Source organism: Lysinibacillus sp. 10T31, assembly GCF_056394365.1.
On record NZ_JBFTHS010000047.1, the window covers coordinates 14,008 to 36,273 of the forward strand.

The 22,266-nt window shown below is 36.1% G+C and carries 25 protein-coding genes; 23 read left to right on the plus strand and 2 right to left on the minus strand.

From position 1 onward, the window contains the following. Positions 1-92: 92 nt before the first annotated feature. The 14 genes from AC1DCY_RS21505 to AC1DCY_RS21570 all read left to right on the plus strand — a co-directional run bounded on the left by AC1DCY_RS21505 (position 93) and on the right by AC1DCY_RS21570 (position 9,576). The gene (locus AC1DCY_RS21505) at positions 93-2,066 is read left to right on the plus strand and encodes a hypothetical protein (RefSeq protein WP_477353436.1); all 1,974 of its coding nucleotides are present in this window, start codon (positions 93-95) and stop codon (positions 2,064-2,066) included. A 12-nt stretch (positions 2,067-2,078) separates the two neighbouring features. Further along, positions 2,079-2,501 carry a hypothetical protein gene (locus AC1DCY_RS21510; protein ID WP_477353437.1) on the plus strand — a complete coding sequence of 141 codons (423 nt, stop codon included), beginning with the start codon at positions 2,079-2,081 and terminating at the stop codon, positions 2,499-2,501. After that, positions 2,501-3,478 (plus strand): XkdQ/YqbQ family protein, encoded by a 978-nt coding sequence (locus AC1DCY_RS21515; RefSeq protein ID WP_477353438.1) that lies wholly within the window; start codon positions 2,501-2,503, stop codon positions 3,476-3,478. The genes AC1DCY_RS21510 and AC1DCY_RS21515 overlap by 1 nt, the downstream gene beginning before the upstream one ends. Next, the gene (locus AC1DCY_RS21520; RefSeq protein WP_477353439.1) at positions 3,479-3,757 is read left to right on the plus strand and encodes a DUF2577 family protein; all 279 of its coding nucleotides are present in this window, start codon (positions 3,479-3,481) and stop codon (positions 3,755-3,757) included. Beyond that, on the plus strand, positions 3,747-4,193 hold the full coding sequence (locus tag AC1DCY_RS21525; protein WP_477353440.1) for a DUF2634 domain-containing protein: 447 nt from the start codon (positions 3,747-3,749) through the stop codon (positions 4,191-4,193). Before AC1DCY_RS21520 ends, AC1DCY_RS21525 begins: the two co-directional genes overlap by 11 nt. Position 4,194: 1 nt before the next feature. Then, positions 4,195-5,235 carry a baseplate J/gp47 family protein gene (locus AC1DCY_RS21530; protein WP_477353441.1) on the plus strand — a complete coding sequence of 347 codons (1,041 nt, stop codon included), beginning with the start codon at positions 4,195-4,197 and terminating at the stop codon, positions 5,233-5,235. 5 nt (positions 5,236-5,240) lie between these two features. Continuing rightward, on the plus strand, positions 5,241-5,579 hold the full coding sequence (locus AC1DCY_RS21535; protein ID WP_477353460.1) for a phage tail fiber protein: 339 nt from the start codon (positions 5,241-5,243) through the stop codon (positions 5,577-5,579). A 10-nt stretch (positions 5,580-5,589) separates the two neighbouring features. After that, complete coding sequence (locus AC1DCY_RS21540; RefSeq protein WP_477353442.1) at positions 5,590-6,411, plus strand: putative phage tail protein; 822 nt, start codon at positions 5,590-5,592, stop codon at positions 6,409-6,411. After that, positions 6,408-7,454 carry a hypothetical protein gene (locus tag AC1DCY_RS21545; RefSeq protein WP_477353443.1) on the plus strand — a complete coding sequence of 349 codons (1,047 nt, stop codon included), beginning with the start codon at positions 6,408-6,410 and terminating at the stop codon, positions 7,452-7,454. Before AC1DCY_RS21540 ends, AC1DCY_RS21545 begins: the two co-directional genes overlap by 4 nt. A 21-nt stretch (positions 7,455-7,475) precedes the next feature. Beyond that, positions 7,476-7,916 (plus strand): hypothetical protein, encoded by a 441-nt coding sequence (locus AC1DCY_RS21550; RefSeq protein WP_477353444.1) that lies wholly within the window; start codon positions 7,476-7,478, stop codon positions 7,914-7,916. Beyond that, positions 7,916-8,026 (plus strand): CD1375 family protein, encoded by a 111-nt coding sequence (locus AC1DCY_RS21555; protein ID WP_477353445.1) that lies wholly within the window; start codon positions 7,916-7,918, stop codon positions 8,024-8,026. The genes AC1DCY_RS21550 and AC1DCY_RS21555 overlap by 1 nt, the downstream gene beginning before the upstream one ends. Positions 8,027-8,120: 94 nt before the next feature. Next, positions 8,121-8,381: a hypothetical protein gene (locus AC1DCY_RS21560; RefSeq protein ID WP_477353446.1), complete on the plus strand. Its 261-nt coding sequence runs from the start codon at positions 8,121-8,123 to the stop codon at positions 8,379-8,381. Between the two features lie 80 nt (positions 8,382-8,461). Next, positions 8,462-8,914, plus strand: a complete 453-nt coding sequence (locus tag AC1DCY_RS21565; RefSeq protein WP_477353461.1) for a phage holin family protein — start codon at positions 8,462-8,464, stop codon at positions 8,912-8,914. After that, on the plus strand, positions 8,914-9,576 hold the full coding sequence (locus AC1DCY_RS21570; RefSeq protein WP_477353447.1) for a M15 family metallopeptidase: 663 nt from the start codon (positions 8,914-8,916) through the stop codon (positions 9,574-9,576). The genes AC1DCY_RS21565 and AC1DCY_RS21570 overlap by 1 nt, the downstream gene beginning before the upstream one ends. 54 nt (positions 9,577-9,630) lie before the next feature. On the opposite strand, the gene AC1DCY_RS21575 is transcribed toward AC1DCY_RS21570, so the two are convergent. Next, entirely contained in the window at positions 9,631-9,945 is a 315-nt protein-coding gene (locus AC1DCY_RS21575; RefSeq protein WP_477353448.1) for a hypothetical protein, read from the minus strand. A gap of 441 nt (positions 9,946-10,386) precedes the next feature. Here AC1DCY_RS21575 and AC1DCY_RS21580 point away from each other — a divergent pair, with 441 nt between their 5' ends. From AC1DCY_RS21580 to AC1DCY_RS21610, 7 genes are all read left to right on the plus strand, one after another. Further along, entirely contained in the window at positions 10,387-10,818 is a 432-nt protein-coding gene (locus tag AC1DCY_RS21580) for a BrxA/BrxB family bacilliredoxin (RefSeq protein ID WP_477353449.1), read from the plus strand. Continuing rightward, positions 10,806-11,597, plus strand: a complete 792-nt coding sequence (locus tag AC1DCY_RS21585) for a class I SAM-dependent methyltransferase (RefSeq protein WP_477353450.1) — start codon at positions 10,806-10,808, stop codon at positions 11,595-11,597. The genes AC1DCY_RS21580 and AC1DCY_RS21585 overlap by 13 nt, the downstream gene beginning before the upstream one ends. 321 nt (positions 11,598-11,918) lie before the next feature. Further along, a complete protein-coding gene (locus AC1DCY_RS21590) occupies positions 11,919-12,464 on the plus strand; it encodes a hypothetical protein (RefSeq protein ID WP_477353451.1) in 546 nt (181 codons plus the stop codon). Between the two features lie 1,024 nt (positions 12,465-13,488). Beyond that, positions 13,489-14,148: an AroM family protein gene (locus tag AC1DCY_RS21595; RefSeq protein ID WP_477353452.1), complete on the plus strand. Its 660-nt coding sequence runs from the start codon at positions 13,489-13,491 to the stop codon at positions 14,146-14,148. A gap of 791 nt (positions 14,149-14,939) precedes the next feature. Continuing rightward, a complete protein-coding gene (locus AC1DCY_RS21600; protein ID WP_477353453.1) occupies positions 14,940-15,536 on the plus strand; it encodes a YpjP family protein in 597 nt (198 codons plus the stop codon). A gap of 587 nt (positions 15,537-16,123) precedes the next feature. Then, positions 16,124-16,849 (plus strand): peptidoglycan recognition protein family protein, encoded by a 726-nt coding sequence (locus tag AC1DCY_RS21605; protein ID WP_477353454.1) that lies wholly within the window; start codon positions 16,124-16,126, stop codon positions 16,847-16,849. Positions 16,850-17,233: 384 nt separating this feature from the next. After that, positions 17,234-17,725 carry a hypothetical protein gene (locus AC1DCY_RS21610; protein WP_477353455.1) on the plus strand — a complete coding sequence of 164 codons (492 nt, stop codon included), beginning with the start codon at positions 17,234-17,236 and terminating at the stop codon, positions 17,723-17,725. A gap of 126 nt (positions 17,726-17,851) precedes the next feature. Here AC1DCY_RS21610 and AC1DCY_RS21615 read toward each other — a convergent pair whose 3' ends face one another. Next, a complete protein-coding gene (locus AC1DCY_RS21615; protein WP_477353456.1) occupies positions 17,852-18,502 on the minus strand; it encodes a FusB/FusC family EF-G-binding protein in 651 nt (216 codons plus the stop codon). 444 nt (positions 18,503-18,946) lie between these two features. On the opposite strand from AC1DCY_RS21615, the gene AC1DCY_RS21620 reads away from it, so the two are divergent. Together AC1DCY_RS21620 and AC1DCY_RS21625 are read left to right on the plus strand one after the other, a co-directional pair. Continuing rightward, on the plus strand, positions 18,947-20,767 hold the full coding sequence (locus AC1DCY_RS21620; RefSeq protein WP_477353457.1) for a S9 family peptidase: 1,821 nt from the start codon (positions 18,947-18,949) through the stop codon (positions 20,765-20,767). A gap of 18 nt (positions 20,768-20,785) precedes the next feature. Next, positions 20,786-21,421 (plus strand): class I SAM-dependent methyltransferase, encoded by a 636-nt coding sequence (locus AC1DCY_RS21625; RefSeq protein WP_477353458.1) that lies wholly within the window; start codon positions 20,786-20,788, stop codon positions 21,419-21,421. The last annotated feature ends 845 nt before the right edge of the window (positions 21,422-22,266 follow it).

The following is a 22,266-nucleotide window of genomic DNA, read 5'->3' on the forward strand; positions in this document are numbered from 1 at the left end:
TATGAAGCAAGTATGAATTTATATTTTGAAGAAGAGAACGCTAAGTGGTCATCCACATAATAGCGTTCTCTTTTTTGTAAGGAGGTGAGAGTTTGGCAAAAAAAAGAGTAATATCAGCTGTTCTGTCTCTTAAAGATAAAGATTTTGGGAGTGGTGTAAAAAAAGCTTCCAGTGGAACAAAAGACTTTGAACGTAGGGTAAAACATGCTGGAAACCAAGTGAAACAATTCGGTAAATCAGCGGTTTCTAGTTTTTCAAGTGTCGCTAAAGGTGCAATCGGATTGGCTACAGCATACGTTGGATTTCGGAAGTTAGGTGGTTTCATAGGAGAAAGTACAGAAGCTGCTAAATCGTTGATAGCTATAGAAACCAAACTTGAGTCTGTCATGAAAAACACGAAGGGTGTAACTGATAAACAGATAAAGAGTGTAAAGAATTATGCGGACGAATTATCGAACGCCAGTGTTGTGGGTGGGGATGTAATTCTATCAGGTGTACAGCAATTATCTAGTTATAAATTACAGTCTGAGAGCTTGAAAAAGTTAATGCCTGGTATGGACAATTTACTCGTTCGACAAAAAGGGTTGAATGCTACAACAGAAGATGCAGCTGCAATTGGCACTATGTTTGGCAAAGTTATGTCGGGTCAAACCTCGGCCTTATCTAAAGCGGGAATCAAAATCACTGCAGCACAAGAACAAGTTTTTAAATTTGGGACAGAATCGCAAAAGGCATCGTTATTGGCCGAAATTCTTGAAAAAAGTGTTGGCGGAGTAAGTGCCGCAATGGCCAAAACCGATCAAGGTAAAATACAGCAAATGACGAATGCTTGGGCAGTATATAAAGAAGAAGTTGGGAAAAAGATACTGCCACTTCAAGCTAAATTTGCCGGGTGGTTTGCTAAGGTAATACCTGGTATTCAAAGCTTAGTGTTGAGCGCTATAGATAAAGGTGTAGCCGCTTTTGATAAAATCAGTGGTATAGGTGTAAAAGGTTTTACTTTAGTAAAAAAAATGATTGAAAACAATAAGCCTGCAATTGATTTTGTGAAATCTGCAATTCTGTCACTGGGTGGAAAAGCAGTAACTGTAAAAGATTGGGCAGTGGGTGCTTTTCAAAATATAAAAGATAAAATTATAGAAAATAAACCTGCAATCAATGGTGTTAAATCAGTTTTTAGTGATTTGGGAGTCAAAGCACTTGAAATAAAAGATTGGTTAATAAGTGCTTTTGAATCCTCCAAGCCAGCGATTGCATGGATAAAAGATGAAGGACTACCCCTCGTGGTTGACGGAATTGCAGGTGTGATTGAAAAGGCAACGGATGTCTATCGCTACATTAATGATAATTGGAGTGCAATTTCTCCCATCGTTTATGGGGTGGCTGGTGCAATCGCTTTTTATAAAGCAGCAGTAGGGATAGCGTCAGTTGCAACGAAGGGGTGGGCAGTTGTAACAGGTGCATTAACGTTTGCGCAAGGGGCTTTTAATGCGGTGTTAGCTATATCACCACTCGGTTGGGTAGCAATTGCGATTGGTGCCGTTATAGCGGTTGGTGTGTTACTCTACCAAAATTGGGACACAATCAAAACGAAGGCAACTGAGTTATGGGATGGACTAACAGGTGCTTGGGGCGGTATTAAAGAAGGTTTCAGCAACATGTGGATCGGAATGAAAGAATCGGCTGCAAGTGGAGTGAATTTTATCATAGGTAAATTAAATGGTCTTATTGGTGGATTTAACAGCCTTGCAAGTTTCAAAGTTCCGGATTGGGTTCCGGGCGTAGGTGGAAAATCATTCGGTGTTAATATTCCTTCAATTCCCCAATTTGCAAAAGGAACAAACTATGCACCAGGTGGACTTGCACAAATAAATGAGCGTGGCGGAGAGATTGTTGACTTACCTAATGGATCTAGGGTTTACCCACACGATAAATCAGTACAAATGGCTCGTTCGGAAGGAAACAGTAATACCATTAATATTACTATTAATGCAGCTGATAAATCAGTTACGCAAATTGTAAATGAATTAATACCAATGCTTAAATTACGACTAGCAAACTTATAGGAGGTCGGAAGAATGGACATATTTTTAAGTATCAATAATCGTGAACAGGTTATCCGACTTCCAATTGTTCCGCCTGAATTTGAAGTATCAAGTCCTATGACAAACGAAGTTTTTACAACAGTAAATCAAGGAGACATTAAATTAATTGGTCAGAGGGGGTTAAAAGCTATCTCCATCTCATCTTTTTTTCCGAAAAGACATTACCCCTTTTCGCGAGATCGAACCTATGAAGGCTGGAAATACGTTAATATTATTGAATCCTGGATTGATAGGAGAGTTCCTATTCGTTTAATCATTACAGGTACACCAATTAATATAGCAATGACTATCGAAAACTTTGAATATGGACCAAGAGATGGATCGGGTGATATTTATTACGATCTTAGTCTATCGGAATTTAAGTTTATTAAACTTGATAAGAAGAAGGTGAAATGATGGCTCATGAATTATGGTTAATTAAGGGTGGTACTAAGACGAATATAACACCGATGATTGGAACTTTAACCTGGCGTAGTAATATGGAGGAGCTAGGGGATGAACTTAACTTTAGCATTGCTTTTAATGATACAAAGCACTTTCCGGTGAATCCGTGCGACATAGGCGATATAGTCGTTTTGCTTAATAACGGTAAAGAAATTACGCGTGTTATTATCGTGGACGAGGTAAAGAGCAGTACGACGCCTATTGCCTATATTGGATTTGATTATGCCTTTTATTTGAATAAATCCACAGCTGTATATCAATTTAAAAAACTATCTGCAGACGCCTGTATCAAGAAAATCCTGAAAGACTTTAATGTACCAATCGGTAATATTGTTTCAATACCAAAATCCATTACAAAAATCTATAATGATAAAGAAGTTAGCGAAATTATAAAAGAAATCATCACAACAGCTGAACAATCTTTAGGCGTGAAATATCTCATGGAAATGCGCCAGGGTAAACTATATATTGAAAAGCAAAGTAATGCTGTGGTTACTGGAAAATTTCAATTGTTTAAAGGTGGTACAAAGTACGACATAGATTCAGTCATTATGAATCCTTCTAAAAGACGCAGCATCATAGATATGGCTAACACAATTCAGGTTGTAGGCAATAATGATAAAGTTGTTTTAACAAAATCTGATAAAAAAATGGTTGAGAAATATGGTCGAATTATTAAAGTAGTTAATATAGACCAGAATGAAAAGAAAAGTGCTAAACAGATTGCTGAAAACGAATTAAAGCAGTTTTCAAAAATTATCGAGGAAAATAGTGTTGAATTGATGGGCCATGATGGTTTTAGGGCAGGCCGACTGTTTGAGTTAGAGGAGCCAGTGACAGGCATTAAGGGTACTTTCTTGATTAAAGATGTGCTGCATACAATCAACAAAGAAATCCACACGATGACGCCTACTTTAGAGGTGAAGTAAATGGATCCAATAACAGAACTGGCCATTATGATTAAAAGTGGAAATAGGTCAAAAATGCAAACTGCAAAATCTATAACAACTGGAAAAGTCATTTCGCCTCCACCACATGCAAATATACAGCTAAATGACACGATTAATTTAGATAATGAACAACTTATATTTACTGAAACAGTTGTTAACAAAAGCTTAATCAAAGGGGATGAAGTTATTTTAATACCCACAGCTGATGAACAACAATATTTTGTAATCGATAAGGCGGTGAAGTTTGATGTTACCTAAGATTACAGAACTAGAATTTAATACAGAGGAAATTGAAATTGACTTGCCATCTCTTGGTAAGTCTTTTTTATATGACTTTAATAAAGGTGATTTTGTAATCCGAAATGGGAAGATGGTTGCAATTCATGGTCTCGAAACATTGAAGCAATGGATCATAAAAGTTTTAAAGACTGAGCGCTTTCGTTTCAGAATTTACAAAGATATTCCTTACGGTACCACATTGGAGGATTTAATAGGATCTAGCTTGCCACGTGCTTTTATTGAAGCTGAAATCAAACGAGAAGTAACTACGGCATTATTGGAACATACACATATTCAAGATGTCCAGGAGTGGCAATTTGTTCGTGATGGAAAATGGATGCGAATTCAATTTAGAGTTATCACGGTAGAAGGGGCATTTGAGATTGATGAACAGTTAAAGGAGGTGGCTGCTTAAAGTGGAAAATGAAAAACTCATTCATGATCGTATGGTGTTAGGTATTAATGACGAGTACGACAAGGCAAAAGGCGGATTTATTTATGATGCAACAAAACCTGCAGCTATTGAGTTTGCAAATCAGCAAAAGAAGATTGCAGTAGTACAGGAGAAATTAGACATCGAAAATTTAACCGGTGATGAGCTTACACGCACGGTATACCAGCGTACTGGACAACGTCGAAAGTTGGCCACACAAGCTACAACCACTGTCATTGGTTCAGGTGCAGTTGGAACGATTGTAAGAATTGGTGAATTAGTTGGTACAGACACAGTTTTATATTCCGTAATGGAAGAAGTAACACTTAATAAAAGTGGATTAGCCCATATTCGAATACAGTGTAACGAGTTTGGGCAAATAGGAAATTTGCCAGCTAATACAATTACAAACATCCCTGTATCGATACCTGGCTTAATCAATGTGTATAATCCTGAGCCAGTTGTGGATGGCTACGATGAGGAAACAGATGATGATTTACGTCAACGCTACTATGATAAGTTGCAACGTCCGGGGAAAGCAGGCAACAAATATCATTATCGAGAATGGGCCTTAGAGGTCACAGGCATAGGTGATGCAAAAGTATTTCCTCTCTATAATGGACCACTAACAATGAAGGTGGTCGTGATCGATGCGAATAAGCTACCTGCACCGATTGAGCTAGTAGAAGATGTAAGGACTCATATTGAAAAGGAAATGCCATTCGGTGTTGAGGATTTGCTTGTAATATCTGCAGTTGCATTGTTTCTTAATCTAACAGTGGCTATAACATTATTGCCTGGTTATACAGTGGAAGTTGCTATAAACAATATTAAAAAGAATATTACTGCGTACTTAAAAGAAATTGCCTTCAAAGCTTCTTTTGTGAGTTATGCAAAGATTGGGGCGCTCATTATAGACAGTGGCGGGGTTATGGATTATCAGGATCTATTTATCAATAACTCAACAGCAAATGTAGTTATTCCAGATGATGGGGTGCCAGTAATGGGAGGTGTAAACGAGTGAATCACATGACTGTGTATTTAAAAAATAAGGTTCTAACGGACAGTTTAGGGACAACGGCAGTATTTGTTGCGTTGTTTAATAAAGATGGTGAAGTGAGCGCAGCAAGTTATGCAAGGCAGCAAGGGAAATTCGCAGTTGCAAATGATGGCCAAACATCGAATAACGCTGATATTTTGTTTCCTGTAGCTGGAGAGTACTGGGGAGATATTTCACACATTGGCATTTATGACGCGAAAACAGAAGGAAATCTGCTGTTTAAATCACAAGCAGAATTTACTAAGAACATTAATGTGTCCAGCCAATACAAGATTCCTAAAAACTATCTAATTGTCCGATTGAAGTAGGTGATTAACTATGCCCGCATTATCACAAACAGAATGGGGACAGGTTTCAGTCTTTACCTGGGGAGAGCTATCAGCGCACCAATGGGAATGTTTTAGATTAGCATTGATGATAGCCGAAACAGAACTACAGACACAGGGCGTAATCGTAGTAACGTCAGGCACTTCATTCAATGAAGTTATAACAGAGCTACAGCCGAAATGTGTCAAAGTAGTTCAGTCGCCTATTATCATGCAAACACAAACTGAAATGATTACAAGTATAGTTGTTTCTACAAAAGACTATTTAACAGACATGATTAAGTATTTACCGCTGTATGAGCGAAAATCGACTGTTTTCAGGGCTATTTTGAATTCAGAGGATAAAGAGTTCAGGAACATAGAACAACAGATAGAAATAGTGGATAGAAACCTTTTTGTGGACACAGCTATTGAAGCATTACCTATTTACGAACGTGATCTCGGTATTAAATCAAATAGCGCATTACACTACGACCAACGTAGGGAACAAATTAATTCGCGAAATCGAGCAAGCTTTGACCAAACGACCAAAGCAACTATTAAAGCTGTAGCAGCTGCATACAGTAACGGAGAAGTAGAAGTAAACGCAACAGATACGCCAGGTGTTTATGAGATTGAATTTATTGGTACAAAGGGCATTCCAAATAATATGAGTGGTCTAATGCAAGCGATTGATATTATTGTTCCAGCTCATTTGCAGTTTAACTATGTATATAATTTCAACAGTTGGGGCTTTGTAAGTGAGCACACGTGGGAAGATGTAAGCAAAATAACTTGGAACGATATAAGAATATGGGATGGGGTGAGCAAATGAAATATACAAAAAATTTAAATTTAAAGAAGCCTGATTTAATTGAGAATGTATTAATATCAGATTTAAACGAAAACATGGACGTGTTGGACACTGTAGTAAGCGAACTGCAGGAAGGAAGTGCATCGATTCCTGATTTAGAAACAGATGATAAGACACTAGTAGGGGCGATTAATGAGCTTGCAGAGGATTATAGTCATCTTAGAAGTGAAATATATAGGCACGTTAATGAGGACATGTCACATACATTATGGCTTGAAGAAATTAAGGGAACAGAAAATCGTTTAATCTATCCATGGACTTATATCTGGGATTATGAAAACGGGCTAGCAGTGTCGTTTGCAGCAAAATTTGACAGTACAGCGGCAGTAACACTCAATATTCGTAATAATGGGGACATACCAATCAAAAAAACCAACGGTACACCCGTCACAAACCTAAAAGCTGGCGGTGTTTATACTGTTCGTTATTATGATGGGGCTTTTATCTTACAGGGTGAAAGCGAGGTGGAGATAGGAAAGCAAATAATAACTCCAACAACAACAAATCAAGCTATTCTAAAAGGTGTGCATGATGGCACAGGATATGTCGTTGGAAGTCCGAACTTGTTACCCTCGAATATCAAAAGTGGGGTGAATATATTTAATGTAGTTGGAAATTTAAAGACTTCAAAAGATATTACTATCCAAAAGATAACAGTTAATATATATGCAACTACTTCCGGCCCTTATTCCAGTAGCGTTCAATTACCTGATAGTACAGCCAAGCCCATGTATTATACATGTACCGGAGTATTTGGTTCTTATCCAGAATCTTGGTCAGGTGGTTATAGATATTATATTAATACACAGGTGAAATCGGACTTAAGCACTTATATTAATTTTTATATTAGTGGTGAAAATGGTCGTACCGTGACGCTAATAGGAAATGTGGTAATGAGGGATGGGAAGTATTTCTTCGATTTTACGGCAACTGGTTCTTGGGATAACGTAGACCTCAATAGTGGTTTTCTTACTTTTTATATTAGTTTCATTTGTGAAAAATAGGTTCAAAAAGGAGGATTTCGCATGATAGGATTCAAGATTTATTATGAAAAACCAACAGGGAACGTAGTTTTAACTATTCCAGAAAATTCAAATGACAACGCAGTACCAACATCTAAAGAGCAAGACTTTGCAATGTATTCAGTTTTGCAAGCAAGGAATCCAGAAGCTATTGATTTTATTCAATTAGAATTTGGTCAGTATCAGGCAGATTTCCAAACTGCTAGGTCATGGAAAGTTGATATAGAAACGGAGCAAATTATATTTGAGTATCCTGTTTTCAGTACACCGTTAACAGTACCAGTCGAACAGTTACGACAAGAAAACGAAGCACTCAAAGAGGAAAATAAAACGTTAATGTTAGCACTTGTTGAATCGGTAGAAGCACAACAACAAGATAAACTAGAGAGTCAATTAGCAGTTGCTGAATTAGTAGAATTACTAACAACTAAGGAGGTTTTATAATGACAAAATTATATTATGACTTAATTAAAATGGATTTACGTACAATTGACCAAGTGCCGTTATTATGGCGAGACGCTGTACAAGCATTACTCAATAACGAAAACAAGTAAACGCAGCATTAGCTAGCGTTATTTTTATTGTCTAAATTAAGAGGGAATCCTTTCCTTTTGTCGAAATTAGATTGTAAGAGGTGGTGTATTTCAGTTGAATGCAATAAGAAATGAAAAAGTATTTACTACTAATCTAAAAGAAGCTTATGAATTTGCACATTACCTATTCCTTACTAAAGGTGTAGATAATATTGAAATAGAGCAAATTAAAGATGATTGCTATGTGAGATTTACAATGGAATATAGTCATGAATTAGGTAAACAAATATGGAATATAGTAGAGCAATTTAATCTTGAAAGCTTAGTTTTTTACGGCGTGTTTTGGGACGTTGTACGGGGATATGTAACTGAGTGAAATTATTAAACATTATGCCTTCCACAGATAATTGTGGAGGGCTTTTATTATGCAGAAAAGGAGTGTGCAATATGGGAGGCATGAACTTGGAGTATTTAGAAGTAGCACATTTATATTTATTTGGTGGGGTAAAATTTGTAGAATTGTTACTGATGTTAATGGCATTAGATATTTTAACAGGGATTTTTAAAGCGGTAAAAAATGAAAACCTATGGAGTCGAAAATCTTTATTTGGCTACGCACGAAAATTATTAATTTTTATTGTAATTATCACAGCGAATATTATCGACCGAGTACTATCGTTAAATGGCACACTAACATTTGCGACAGTGCTTTTTTATATAGCTAACGAAGCATTATCAATTATTGAAAACATGGCTCAACTAGGTGTTTTAGTTCCACGACAATTAGCTGAAAAATTAAAAGTCGTAGAAAATCAATCAGAAGAAAGTTTTACAAATGAAGTACTCAATGAATTAACTGACAAAGACGTTGATAAAGAATTGGAAATGAAAGAGGAGGCGAATAAGTAATGGCAAGCGTAACTACTACATGTCGAGATATTAACGAGCTATTACCACCAGCTAGATTAGCTGTGCAACTCTTATTCCAAGAGTGTTATAAAGCTGGGATTCGCAATATCTTCATTACCGAAACCTATCGCTCGCAGGGAAGACAGAAATATCTATATGCACAAGGTCGTACTCGACCAGGGCAGATTGTTACCTGGACATTAAACAGTAATCACAAGTCACGATTAGCATGGGACGTTGCTGTGGGCCCTCCACAATCTTTATATGATGTAGCAACACTTAGTAGAGTGGGTGCGATTGCACGTAAGTTAGGCATTGCATGGGGCGGAGATTGGGTAGGGAACATTGATCGCCCTCATTTCGAAGTTAAATCGTCTTGGAAGATGCAGAAAGGATACAAGCTTGAAGGGCAAGTAATCGTTCCAACTAGTAGCGCACTAAAAGTTCAATTAATTGTGGAAGGCAATAAACCAACTGAAAAGGATGATGATAAAATGAAATTTACAAACGAGACAACTAAAGCTGCTGTACGTAATTATCTCAAACAATCTGTAGATAAAAAGCTTATTGATAAGTCACATCTAGAAAAATTTGACGATGGTACATTGACAGGCGGAGATTTCGAAGGACTAAAAATCATCATTGCACAGCGTAGTAACTAAAATGTAAAGACCAAGATAGCTTAATTGCCGTCTTGGTCATTTTTTAATTCATGATTAAAATTTTACATAACCCTCATCGCTGTCTATGTCAAGAAAATAAAATTCTTGAACCCCATGTTCTTCCTGAAAATATTTCTTTATCATTTCTATATCTTCTCCAAAAAAAGGGTAAGGACTAGAAAAAAAAGAGATTTTATATTTTGATTCTTCATATATTTTCCCATCAAGTATTTCATCGTTAAATTCAATATCAATATAGTGACCACTGTAGGCTATGTCATATGTTCCATCTTCATTCAGCCCACATTTGTCTTCAAATGGGATAAACTTAATTTTATAAGTTCTCTCATTTGAATTTAGTGTTTCCATGTTACATTAACTCCTTGATAAATTTATGTATATATTTCATTTTAATGGAATCTTTATGTTAAGTATATAATATTTCCGAAATATAAACGTTCGCAAAAAAATTTAATATAGTTATTCATAACGACTATTACAAGCCTGTGGGATAACGAAAGTTAGTATTTTAGTGACTTGATCTAGAAATAATTGAAAAACAGACAACTTTAATTAATACCTATAAATTAGTAACTGCTAAATTGTTAGTACAGATTAAAATCCATTTTTCAGGTGTGTGACGAGCATCAATCAAACGAATCTCCGTTACACAAAAAAGTCACCAAAATCACGAAAAAGTCACATTTCTCCCGAAAACCCATGAAATCAGGCAAAAGGCAAGTCTTTGTACATTCGAGTAAAACCTTGCTATAATAACCTTTGCGAATACATATGAAAGAGGGTAAAAGCATGAACGCTTACGATGAATATATGAAACAGGTAGTGAAGCCGATGCGCGAGGAGTTAGTGGAGGCTGGATTTACGGAGCTTACGACGGCTGATGCGGTGAATGAGTTTATGGCAGGGGCGAAGGGGACTTCGTTGGTTGTGATTAACTCGGTTTGTGGTTGTGCGGCTGGATTGGCGCGTCCGGCTGCTCGTGAGGCAGTGGAGGCAGTTAAGCCAGATAATCTTGTGACTGTTTTTGCGGGTCAGGATCCTGAAGCGACTGTAGCGATGCGTAGCTTTTTTGAGGATGTGCCACCAAGTTCACCGTCGATGGCGATTTTAAAGGATGGGCAATTGGCATACTTTATTCCAAGTGAACAAATTGAAGGGTTCCCAGTGGAGCAAATCGTTACACATTTAACAGGTGTTTTAGAGCAAACATGCGAGAAGTAAAGACTATTGTTACGACAGCGGGCAGACCAGACGATTTATCGTTGGCGCTCGCTGCTTTTGCGTGTGAACAATTAAATGCTTCGTTTGTGCCAAGAAAAAAGCGTTCTGTTCGGAAGATTTCACAGGAATTGCATGTGCATGTGATCGTTGCTGGGAAGAATCGTTTTGAGTATTATGCTTTTGGTGCAAGTGAGCCGTTTTTCTTCCATCCGAATTCAGCAGCGTTTCGCTTAAAGCGTGTTGCTCGTGGGGAAGCGGAGCCGTTTTTAGAAGCGGCGCAGCTTGAAAAAGGCGACTCGGTGCTGGATTGTACATTAGGACTTGCAGCGGACGCTATGCTGGCGGCTTATACAGTCGGCGAAGCGGGGCGAGTCGTTGGGCTCGAGGCAAATCCGAATGTGGCATTTATTGTTGAGCAGGGTATGCAATCCTACGATACGACAGAGCTACCATTAACTGCATGTATGCGCCATATTGAAGTGGTGCAGGCTGAGGCGTTTAGTTATTTGAAGACTTTGCCGGACAATACTTTTGATGTCGTATATATGGATCCGATGTTTGAAGAGATTATTGAAGAAGCCAATAATTTTGAAGCATTACGCTTAGCTGGGGAACATGTGACATTAACGGATGAATGGGTATGTGAGGCGAAACGAGTGGCGAGAAAACGGGTAGTGTTAAAGGCTCATTTCCGGTCAGAATGGTTTGCCAAATATCAATTTAGACAATTAACAAGATCAACTGCGAAGTTTCATTATGGTGTTCTGGATGTTGACTGAAGTAAATATTAATTGTTTTTAAGGGGCTTGTTCATTTTGAATAGGCCTCTATTTTTTACTATAAATTCAAAATATGGTAACGTGGAACAGTGGAGAATGATGGCTTTGGTTTTTTCTCTCGCTTTATTAGATCTACTGAAATTACAGTTGTATTAGTGCATTTACTATTATCGTAGAATAAGTTTAAATGGCCCAATTAATGAGGATTTTCACTATCAGGTTAGCATTTGATTTATATCAAAAAATAACCCACTCTATTTTAACCTAATATAAATTGAAAAGAATGCAAGATGCTATATTTTCAAAAAAAAGGAGTTTATTATGAGAAAGACAATATTAACATCTTTATTGTTAATTGTTTTAGCGGTTTTAATATTTTCGATATACGGTTGGAATTATTATGATGAATACAATATAAAACCATCAGAAGAATCTGTAAAAACTTTTCTAGAAGAGTTTGACAAAAGTAAAGTAGAGCTATTAAATTTTGAACAAATAGAAAATACTAATATATGGGTGGCTCAATTAGAGTTTGAAGAGGGGCAATTTGGTCATGCCGAATTTCAAGAAGGGTGGAATCATCATCTTAAATTCATCTACCTAAATACAAATACAAACCTTAGTGTCACTTATAGAGACTACAGTACTAATAAAGGGAGGTATGGCGTTATATTTGTAAATAATCTGGATAAAAATATATCGAAGATAAAAGTCTTATCACCATTCAAAGACTTTGAAACTGAAATAGACACGTCATCAATTGCAAAAACATTTGTAAAAGCATTTAAACTACCAAAAAATGTAGAAAATACTTTTCCTGCAACATTTTATTTTTATGATAAAAACGGGAATTTATATAATGATTAATTTTCGTGTACATCATTTCATCATCAATGTGAATGAAGTCACCATTCTTGGCATCTTCAAGCTTCAAATTTTTATGGATTTTTTCATCTAGCTACGTAGCATTATATTGAATTATCAGCTGTTACCATGGAAACTTAGAATGAATTGTTTACTTTTTAAAAACTCTGTAGTATAATATGAAACGTGCTATTTTAGGTGGCATATTTACGTAATCTGGAATTCTGCTTTTTGTTTTTGAAGATACTTATTCACACTGGCGCATGCTATAGGGCTGCAAGGACGCAAAAGAAGGTTGGGTTTGCGTTGCTTAAGTTAGAAAGCACACAGTGGAATTTTACCGCGGTGATGAAATATATACGTTTCAATATAATATTATTCCCCAGATGATTGGGTTGAGACTTTACAATTTACGAAAATGTTACCTATTAAATACTAAAGGGGTGGCTTCGCAAGAGCGCGAGGCTGCCCCTTGTCCAATTTACGGAAAGAAAAGCCGTAGCGACGGATAATACATATAGAAGAGCCATCTAACAGTAGACCGACTTTGTCTACTCTTTTTTTATGTAATGATTCCCCAGTGGTCGCATTTGATGTGGTTCCTTTTTACTATTTACTCAAATGAATATATCAATATATTTGAACTTATGTAACAATGTTTATTAATATTTAAACTTAAAGATGCTTATAATTATTTGCAGACCATTGTGAGTGTTGAAAACCAAATCGCTGCCATTGGTCATGTTCGTTGGTAACACGTGTTCAAAAGCAGTTCCGTTTGCTAATATGTGATGTTTAGATATTAGTAAGTGACATGTATTGAATTGGAAGGTTTGATTTAAGCGGAAAAAATAGCCTTGTGAATTCATATATTTCTGAATATTCGTACTTTTTCACAGAAATGATACTGCTAAAAGCTGTCGATTATAAATTAAAGGGAAAAATTGAGGAGGGATAGATATGGTGTTAAAGCAGATATTATTGATGTTAGATGTGTTTGATCATCCAAGAGTAGGGGTGATTATGAATGAATAAAGTCGGTTTATTGACTATCGGACAATCGCCCCGTTCAGACATTACACCAACATTTAAAGAAATATTTAATAAAGATATTGAAATTGTGGAAAGAGGAGCATTGGATTCCATAAACGAAGCACAATTACTAACAGTTATTGCAAGAAAAGAAAAGAATATATGTGTTTCGCGATTACGTGATGGCAGATCGATAATAATGAGCAAAAGAAATCTGCTACCTTTATTACAAACTGAATTAGCAAAGTTGGAGCAAGAGGTTGATATAGTCATCGTATTATGCACAGAAGATTTGCCGACTTTAACATGTGAAAAGCCCATTTTTTATCCAAGTAGAATCGTAACACAAGCAGTTAGTTCATTGGCAGATCAACCGAAAATAGGGTTAATTATCCCGCTAGAAGAACAGAGGAGAAGCGTGCTGAAAAAGTGGAAAGATGTTTCGGATGATATTACAGTTGCTGTTGCCTCCCCTTATGATTATGGCAACTTTGAAGAAGCCGCTCGTTATCTTAAAGATTACCGAGTGGATCTAATTATTTTAGATTGTATGGGATACAATGAGGAGCATAGGCAGTTTGTTAGAAAAGAGAGTGGTATTTTAACAATTTTGCCGCGTACTTTAGTAGCAAGAATGGTACTTGAATACTTATAAAGCAAGATTAGATAGAAGCGTTCCAGACTGTAGAAATTTACTCTACAGTCTTTTAGTGTGTGCTCGACATGCGCAACAACTTGGTAATCACTTGGGAGAAAGGACAGCTTTAACGTTATTCTTTTTAACTTCTAGTATTATACTTTTACTTCATTCAATAATTGGTTTGATTTTTTATAGGAAAAGGCAAATATTCAACGCTTGAAGAACCTTAAAGGATTCTTTACAATGAATGGGTAATAATGAAAAAAGATTGAAGCCAATATTAGCTCCAATCTTTCTTACTCACACATTCCTGTACACACGCCGCATATTTATTTGCCTCAATTAGCCCCAGAGCTGACTCCTAACAGAGCCTCAACTAGCCACAATTTGAAGCATTATTTTACACAATATAGCATTAAAAAAAATTGAAATAATAGCAAAGCCTTGATAACACAGCATTATACAGATGAATTGTGTTAAGTATGCATTTTGACTAAATTAGTCCGTGAAGCATAAAGATGATAAGTAACCTAACATTAATAAAAGACCAATACTCATTGCTATTTCCATGTTTTGTACCTCCTTTTAAAAAACGACACATTTATCACCCATACTGCCAGTAAATGCCCGATTAGTTTGGGGCAACAGGACGATGGTCATACAAACGTTTTCACAGTATGTGAAGTTTTTACTTTATACATAAATATTGTACAATGAATTATAGAAATATGAAACCTTTTATAGACTTATGCGTATATATAAGTAATAGAATTACCAATTTGTACATAAAGAGAAGGTGTTAATTAATGAAGAAATGGGTTCAAAAAAGTATCGTCATTATGGTTGCGTTTTTAACTTTTGGATTAATTACGCCAACACATGAGATATGGGAAGCATTTGATCAAAATCCATCAAATCGCGCTTCTATCGGACCAACAGCTGGGACAAGCACTGCAGAAGCGGCTGCACTTCCGATAGAGACAGAAATACAAGAAGAGCCGGTCGACTATAGTGCATTGCTCGTTGATGCGGCGAAAGAGCAATCCTACATAAAGTTCGGCACAAAAATCGGCCCAAAAATTAGCAATGAGTTTGACTCCATTATTTTCCCGAAAATGGAGGAAGCTATTGCGATGACAGTAGCAGGCTTAGATGATACGTCAGTAGCATCGTTAACAATTTCAGAAAAACCAAGTGGTAACTATGGCGAAAAAATTTTTAATATTACTAACAATGAATCAGGTAAGGATTTAATTCGCTTTCATGTCCGTACAGAAAAAAGACCACAGGATGGCTATTACTACAACTTCCACTACCACAGTGCAGAAGATGATTTTATGGCACACAATAATTTAGGGGATATTTATTGGGAGAAAAACACACCGCCGAAGTGGTTATCCTAAAAATCACGAAACACTCGCTTAAAATGCGAGTGTTTTTTTGTGTTTAAAAACACATAGATATATCAACGTTTATACTGATTTGTTGGGTTATTATTCTTACGCGTCATTAAGGTAGAGAAAAAAGTGAGTGCCCCAAATTCATTAGTTTTTGAAGCATTTGTATTGGTAAGTGACGAAGTTTTAATTAATCGTTCATTCTACCAATATGCTGAGATTGATGAATAAAAAATATAGAAAATTAAGAAAAAACGCTGGCGAAAGCTTAGCGTTATTTTTTATTTCTTCGTAGATATGTATGGAGAGCTCTTATATTGGTGAAAGAAGGTGTTCTATGAAGAATTGAAAAATGCATTGCTTTTTGGCGCCATTAGTAATATTTTAGGTTGCATTTGTGCAATTTAGTGGCAGTATTTGCGCTATAGCTGCTAATAGTTCAACAGATTTGCCCTTTATTCAGCTACGACACAACAATTTATAATGAGCAAATAACAGAGTAATTTATACTGCACTTGCTATCAAAGTGGTAGTTGACCCGACTAATGATAGCAAACAAGCTATAAAATATGACAAACAAAGGGTGATGTGAGATGACTTATACTATCGAACAACGTTTAATGTCAGGTTTACCGAATATAGCATTAACGGCAATTAAATATGTAATTGCCCATGAATCTAGTAACGAGAACAATTATGGCCCAGACGCGTTAGAAAATGAAATAACATATATGAATCTTAATAAAGCAAATGCATTTACATCTCATTGGGTGGGTGGTGGAGGTCGCATTGTACAAGTCGCACCAGTCAATAATGTGCAATACGGTTGTGGCCCTAAAGGTAATCCACTTAGCTATGCTCAAGTAGAGCTGGCGCGAACAAATGACAAAGAGCAGTTTAAAAAAGATTATGCATCGTACATTTGGCTTTTGCGAAAGCTTGCTACAGATGCTGGCATCCCTGTTGTATTAGACGGTATTGGTAATGGCATCAAGTCACACCGCTGGATTACTGATAATTTAGGCGGTACAACACATAGAGATCCATATTCTTATTTTTTGAGTATGGGCATTTCAGAAGCTCAATTTAAGCAAGATATACTCAATGGATTAAATGAACAAACACCACAAACAGAACAGGATGATGATATGATGAAATTTACTAATGATGCCCCAAAGGCAGCAGTACGTGAATATCTTAAACAAGCAGTAGACAAAAAGTTGATTGATAAATCGTGGTTAGATAAATTCGACAATGGTACTATGACTAGTGGAGATTTCGAAGGGCTAAAAATTATCATTGCACAACGCAGCAATTAATAGCAAAGTCCAGGTACTCAATTATTTTGAGCCTGGGCTTTTTTATTTCGAGATTATACCTCGTATATGTCGAAATAGTATTTTTAATATTAGAAAACTTAACCACCTCAACATCTGCTCCGCCATTCTAATGGGAGATGGCAAAAAACATTTCGCATTTCTTTTCGATTCCATCTATTAAAATTTAATAAGATACGAGTACGCAATTTTTTTAATAGTTTTGTTTATATAAATTATATTGTTTTCAATAGTAAATAAATTTGAGAAGATAGCTTCCTGCCACTACAAAATAAATTGGAATTCTTTCTACAACCGTCTATACAATTATTTTTTTATTTTAATAAGATATACAGAAAGTAATATTTTTTATTAGGAGGTGAATCTTTGTCAAATCAAACATCAACAACTCAAACTAGAAAGTATACGATTACTACAGGACCATTTCTTGTTCCATTGGATGCTGTGGTTGGACAGCCTAATAATAGACTTGTGATTCTAATTAAAAACCCAACAAGCAAACCACTAGAAGCTGATGTTGTGATTGAATATTGTCCTTCTTTACAGCTTTCAATGGAAGGGATAACACTTCCTTTTATAACGAATGAGAATGAAAGACCTTTTCTTGAAGGCCTTCCATTAGCTGTTATACCTCCTAGAAGTTGTACGCGATTGGAATTTGATATCAGTGCTATTGTAAATGGAATCCTCCATGTTAAATCTACAGGCGATTATTTAGTAGGAGAACGCCCATTACGTGGAAAACTTGAAATTGAAGTGGTTGGGGGATCAGGGCTTTCCAGTCCAACGAATCCTGGCCTTGCTGTTGCTGATCCTTCCATGGTATTCCATTATGGCGATATGAAAGTTATGCTTTGATTTTGTTTTAATGCATGGCTTTGTCATCATTGCATCGTCGATTATAAAAGTGGATCAAAATCAGCTTCAGTATTAATTTGTAAAAACTATCTAAAATGCCTTCCCCATAATGGAGAAGGCTTCTTTTTATCGAGTGATACGTTCGAAAAACGCTGTTGTTTTTTCTATATCCGTTACATGTCGATTGCATGTTTGGCTATCTGCGCAAATGTAATTACTATAATTCGTGAACGTTCCAACGACTTGCCCTTTTACAGACGTAGTAAATAGGCCAACATCAGAATGGCGGTTACATAGTGCACATATTCCTTTAATTGTATTGTTAGAGTAAGTTCCCTTAATCGCTTTTAGCTTTTCATCTTGTTCCAATAAGACATATTTTCGATGTGTACCAGGATCATCCCAAGCTAAATAACAAATCTGCTGAAAATCCATTTCTTCTAGGTTCGGTAGCTTGAGCTTTTTTTCCTTTTTAAATAGGCTCTTCAGTGAGCTTGCAGTTACAGCTTTGAATGGGATGACGTACGGTTTTAATTGCTCTAAATAGGCATCACCCTGTGCACGATTTGCCACATTAAAAAGTTGTTCAATTAGCTGAGCTTCCGCAGTGGACAGCGCTAATTTCGCTGTAATTTCGCTTTCAACAATACCTTGTACGGCTAGGATAACGTTTTTATCCTTTGTCGTTGCAAGTGTGTGTATGATTTTATTCATTTGCTGCTCTAGTAAATGATAATTTGCGACCGTTAAAAACGGCTGAATTGTTTGGTTTTCCATATGAATTCACTCCTGTATAGTAGGCTTTTTATAAAGATTTATGGCCTAAAGAGATCATTCAATTATGTTATTTGGGTTAACTTTTCTAGACCTCTTTGACCTGTAGAGTGTTTGGTCTAGAGCAAGCATTACAAAAGAATGCGTCCATTTCGATTCCTCCTTGAAAAGAAAACTATTTTTATTATAACATTTTTTAGGGAATGTATGAAGTTAAAATATTCAGATATTTATATTAAAATAAATGGTATAATTGTATTTATTGGGATACCGACCCTTGAGTGGGGATGTTTTACTTTCCTGCTGAGTGCTTTCCTGGGGGCGTCCGATAAGCCTATTTGGCCTCAAGGATGTAGGTCACGAAGACGTTATCACAGGTAAAGGGATGGATATCTTTTTAAAAAGTACTGTTGCCAGAGAAAATTTTTTAAGAAAAGAGGAACGTCTATGATTCAATTTGAAAAGATGAACACAAAGCATTTTTTGAAAAATTTAACTGTAAGTGATTTTGCGATTAGTCCTGATGAAAAGCAGATGGTATTAAGTACGAATTTTAATGGATATTTTAATCTATGGGGAATGGATTTAGAGAAAAAATTCCCATATCAAATGACTTTTAATAATCAAACTTCGGATTTTATTAAATATTCGAAAACAGGTGAATTCCTTTTAGCTGGATTTGATAAAGATGGTGATGAAAATAGTCAAATTTATGCAATTCCCCCTGAGGGAGGAAGCCTAGTTCCAATTCGCTATAAAGAGGGAGAGCGTCATTTCTACGGACATTTGACTGAGGATGGTAGACATCTTTATTACGCAACTACAGCTGGAAATTCGACATATTTAAATAGTTTTGTTTATGACATTGAGAGTGGAGAGGAAAAGATACTTATAGAGGGAAGTATTGCACCTACTTTTATCGCTACAGTTAGTCCAGAGGAAAAATCATTTGTTTATATTAAACAGTTTGGTAATACGCATTCCTTAGCATATGTACAAATTGATGATGAGGAAGTATTGCTCACGCCATTAACGGATAAGCAGCATACAGTTTCCGATTTTGTGTATACTTCTGAAATGGAAATTTATTTTTTAACAGACTACGATGAAGATTTTAGCTACTTAGCAAAATTTGATATTCAGTCGAAACAATTTACAAAGTTGCTTCAATTAGATAAAGAAATTTTTACAAGTATTTATTATTCGAAAGTAGAGCATGCACTTTATATTGTTGGCTCCTATGGTGTCGAGGATCGACTTTATCGTTATACAGTGGCAGATGGAAAAAATGAAAAAATCGAAATACCTGTTGATATTATTGAGAAAATGGTTATTATGCCAAGCGGACATTTATACTTGCTTGGAAAATCGGCTACAAAGCCAAATAATATTTTTGTTTCAAAGGAAATGGGAAGTTCCTGGTTGGAGTTAACTCATTATAGAGTACCGGGTATTCGAGATGAGGATTTGGTGGAACCCGAAGTGCTACGTTATCCATCGTTTGATGGTTTAGAAATTGAGGCACTCTTGTTCAAGGCGAAGGAAGAAAATTCGAATGGATATGTAATTTTATGGCCACATGGTGGTCCACAAGCACTTGAACGCAAATCATTTCGACCGATGTTCCAATTCTTTGTTAACCAGGGATACTCTATTTTTGCACCTAACTTTAGAGGCTCATCGAACTACGGTCTAGATTTTAAGAAAATGGTTGAGGGCGATTGGGGTCATGGCCCACGTCTTGATAATATTACTGGGATTGATTGGCTTATTAAGAAGGGCTATGCGGATCGTGATAAAATGCTGCTTTTAGGTGGCAGCTATGGCGGCTATATGGCACTGCTATTGCATGGTCGCCATGCAGATTACTTTAAAGCGGTTGTCGATATTTTTGGTCCAAGTAATTTATTTTCATTTATTGAGTCTGTTCCGGATTTTTGGGCGCCATATATGAAGCAATGGATAGGAGATCCAGAGAAGGATAAAGAAAGATTAATAGCCGATTCACCAATTACGTATTTGGATGGTATGACGAAACCTATGTTAGTAATTCAAGGGGAGAACGATCCACGTGTTGTGCAAAAGGAGTCTGACCAAATCGTTGCTGCTTTGAAGGAAAAGGGGCGAGAAGTGGGATATGTTGTGCTAGAGGATGAGGGACATGGATTCACGAAAAAGGCGAATGAAATATTCGTTTATGAGAAAATACTCGAATTCTTTAATACACATATCAGTCAAACAAAAACTTCCGAACTCGTAATCGATTGAAAATATAGGAGGACTTTTATGCTACTAAATCAACAAGGATTTAATTTATGGGCTGATGGTTACGATAAAACGGTCCAGCTAAGTGAAGAAAGTAATCAATATCCATTTGCAGGATATAAAGAAGTATTAAATACGATTTTTAACGAGGTCATGTCTATTCCAAAATCAACTGTATTAGACATTGGATTTGGCACAGGGGTATTAACGGCAAAGCTTTATGACAATGGCCATATTATCAATGGTTTCGATTTTTCTTCGAAAATGATCGAAATCGCCAAAGAAAAAATGCCTGATGCGAACTTGATGGAGTGGGATTTGTCAAAAGGGCTACCAGTGAAGCTCCTTCATCAAAAATATGACGCCATTATTAGCACCTATGCATTACATCATTTTACCGATGAAATGAAGGTGCAATACATGACAGCATTATTACAGCAACTAACACCAACAGGCAAAATTTTTATCGGTGATATTGCGTTTGAAACAAGAGCACAGCTTGAAAAATGTCGTCAAGACAGTATTGATTATTGGGATGATGATGAATTTTACTTTGTCCATGAGGAAATTAGTTCCTTGTTAAAAGGATTGTGTCAATTAGAATTTTATCCAATCTCGCATTGTGGTGGGGTTTTTGTACTTTCGAATTTTGAGTAGGGAAATGCTTATATGATTATTTTTCAACAGGGTGTGTTTGTGAAAATTCTTTAAGTATTTGGGGATTTTTCGACAAAATTAGGAAGGGGCTGTCTACTGACAGCCCCTTCGCTTTATGTAAACATCGACATAATATATTTACCTGATAACATAAAAACTGCATAAATTGCGAGAGAGCTAATTACGGAAATGCTAGGTTTAAACCAGATTGTTAATAAAAATGCGAGAACTGTAAAAAGTAACATACCTACAGCCCAAACACTGTACTTTGTAAAACGCTATGGAAGGTATCCTCCTTCATATTTTTCATCTGCATACCCATATTTATGAGCGTCAGAATAGGTAATGCCGTAATGATGCCGGATAAAAATAAATATTTTGATTGGCTTAACAGTAATGCTATTACCATAATAGTGCCACCGACTATAAAATATAAAATATATAACATATGTAACCCTCGAAGTTCAATTCAAAATAGTGTAATAATACTTTACAAAATAATTCCTTACAAGCCCCTGATTTGAATATTTAGCAAGAAGCTGAGAAAGATAGATTTATATCAAAAATAACTAGAATATTTCGGCCTAGTTGAAAGGGTTGATGACTGTGTTTTTTATTTCATTTACTCTTTTTTATGTAGTTGGCATACCACTTCGGTTCTTATACATGAAATAGGACATGCATAAGGTGTAGTTTATTTTCTAAAGACGGATTGTAATATTAAGTGCAACACTCAGAAATCAATATAAAGGAAGCCCATAACGACCTCGTGTAGAATGTAGTTACCACACCAACATTCAAACGGAGGAATCGTTATGAGCTATACCCATCTTACCATATCAGAA

Excerpts from the sequence above, each read along its gene's own strand:
- AC1DCY_RS21545 (WP_477353443.1), top strand. The coding sequence starts at position 6,408 with ATGAAATATACAAAAAATTTAAATTTAAAGAAGCCTGATTTAATTGAG.
- AC1DCY_RS21565 (WP_477353461.1), top strand. The coding sequence starts at position 8,462 with ATGAACTTGGAGTATTTAGAAGTAGCACATTTATATTTATTTGGTGGG.
- AC1DCY_RS21585 (WP_477353450.1), top strand. The coding sequence starts at position 10,806 with ATGCGAGAAGTAAAGACTATTGTTACGACAGCGGGCAGACCAGACGAT.
- AC1DCY_RS21600 (WP_477353453.1), top strand. The coding sequence starts at position 14,940 with ATGAAGAAATGGGTTCAAAAAAGTATCGTCATTATGGTTGCGTTTTTA.
- AC1DCY_RS21520 (WP_477353439.1), top strand. The coding sequence starts at position 3,479 with ATGGATCCAATAACAGAACTGGCCATTATGATTAAAAGTGGAAATAGG.
- AC1DCY_RS21590 (WP_477353451.1), top strand. The coding sequence starts at position 11,919 with ATGAGAAAGACAATATTAACATCTTTATTGTTAATTGTTTTAGCGGTT.
- AC1DCY_RS21575 (WP_477353448.1), bottom strand. The coding sequence starts at position 9,945 with ATGGAAACACTAAATTCAAATGAGAGAACTTATAAAATTAAGTTTATC.
- AC1DCY_RS21525 (WP_477353440.1), top strand. The coding sequence starts at position 3,747 with ATGTTACCTAAGATTACAGAACTAGAATTTAATACAGAGGAAATTGAA.
- AC1DCY_RS21540 (WP_477353442.1), top strand. The coding sequence starts at position 5,590 with ATGCCCGCATTATCACAAACAGAATGGGGACAGGTTTCAGTCTTTACC.
- AC1DCY_RS21555 (WP_477353445.1), top strand. The coding sequence starts at position 7,916 with ATGACAAAATTATATTATGACTTAATTAAAATGGATTTACGTACAATT.
- AC1DCY_RS21580 (WP_477353449.1), top strand. The coding sequence starts at position 10,387 with ATGAACGCTTACGATGAATATATGAAACAGGTAGTGAAGCCGATGCGC.
- AC1DCY_RS21615 (WP_477353456.1), bottom strand. The coding sequence starts at position 18,502 with ATGGAAAACCAAACAATTCAGCCGTTTTTAACGGTCGCAAATTATCAT.
- AC1DCY_RS21570 (WP_477353447.1), top strand. The coding sequence starts at position 8,914 with ATGGCAAGCGTAACTACTACATGTCGAGATATTAACGAGCTATTACCA.
- AC1DCY_RS21510 (WP_477353437.1), top strand. The coding sequence starts at position 2,079 with ATGGACATATTTTTAAGTATCAATAATCGTGAACAGGTTATCCGACTT.
- AC1DCY_RS21595 (WP_477353452.1), top strand. The coding sequence starts at position 13,489 with ATGAATAAAGTCGGTTTATTGACTATCGGACAATCGCCCCGTTCAGAC.
- AC1DCY_RS21605 (WP_477353454.1), top strand. The coding sequence starts at position 16,124 with ATGACTTATACTATCGAACAACGTTTAATGTCAGGTTTACCGAATATA.
- AC1DCY_RS21535 (WP_477353460.1), top strand. The coding sequence starts at position 5,241 with ATGACTGTGTATTTAAAAAATAAGGTTCTAACGGACAGTTTAGGGACA.
- AC1DCY_RS21625 (WP_477353458.1), top strand. The coding sequence starts at position 20,786 with ATGCTACTAAATCAACAAGGATTTAATTTATGGGCTGATGGTTACGAT.
- AC1DCY_RS21515 (WP_477353438.1), top strand. The coding sequence starts at position 2,501 with ATGGCTCATGAATTATGGTTAATTAAGGGTGGTACTAAGACGAATATA.
- AC1DCY_RS21620 (WP_477353457.1), top strand. The coding sequence starts at position 18,947 with ATGATTCAATTTGAAAAGATGAACACAAAGCATTTTTTGAAAAATTTA.
- AC1DCY_RS21550 (WP_477353444.1), top strand. The coding sequence starts at position 7,476 with ATGATAGGATTCAAGATTTATTATGAAAAACCAACAGGGAACGTAGTT.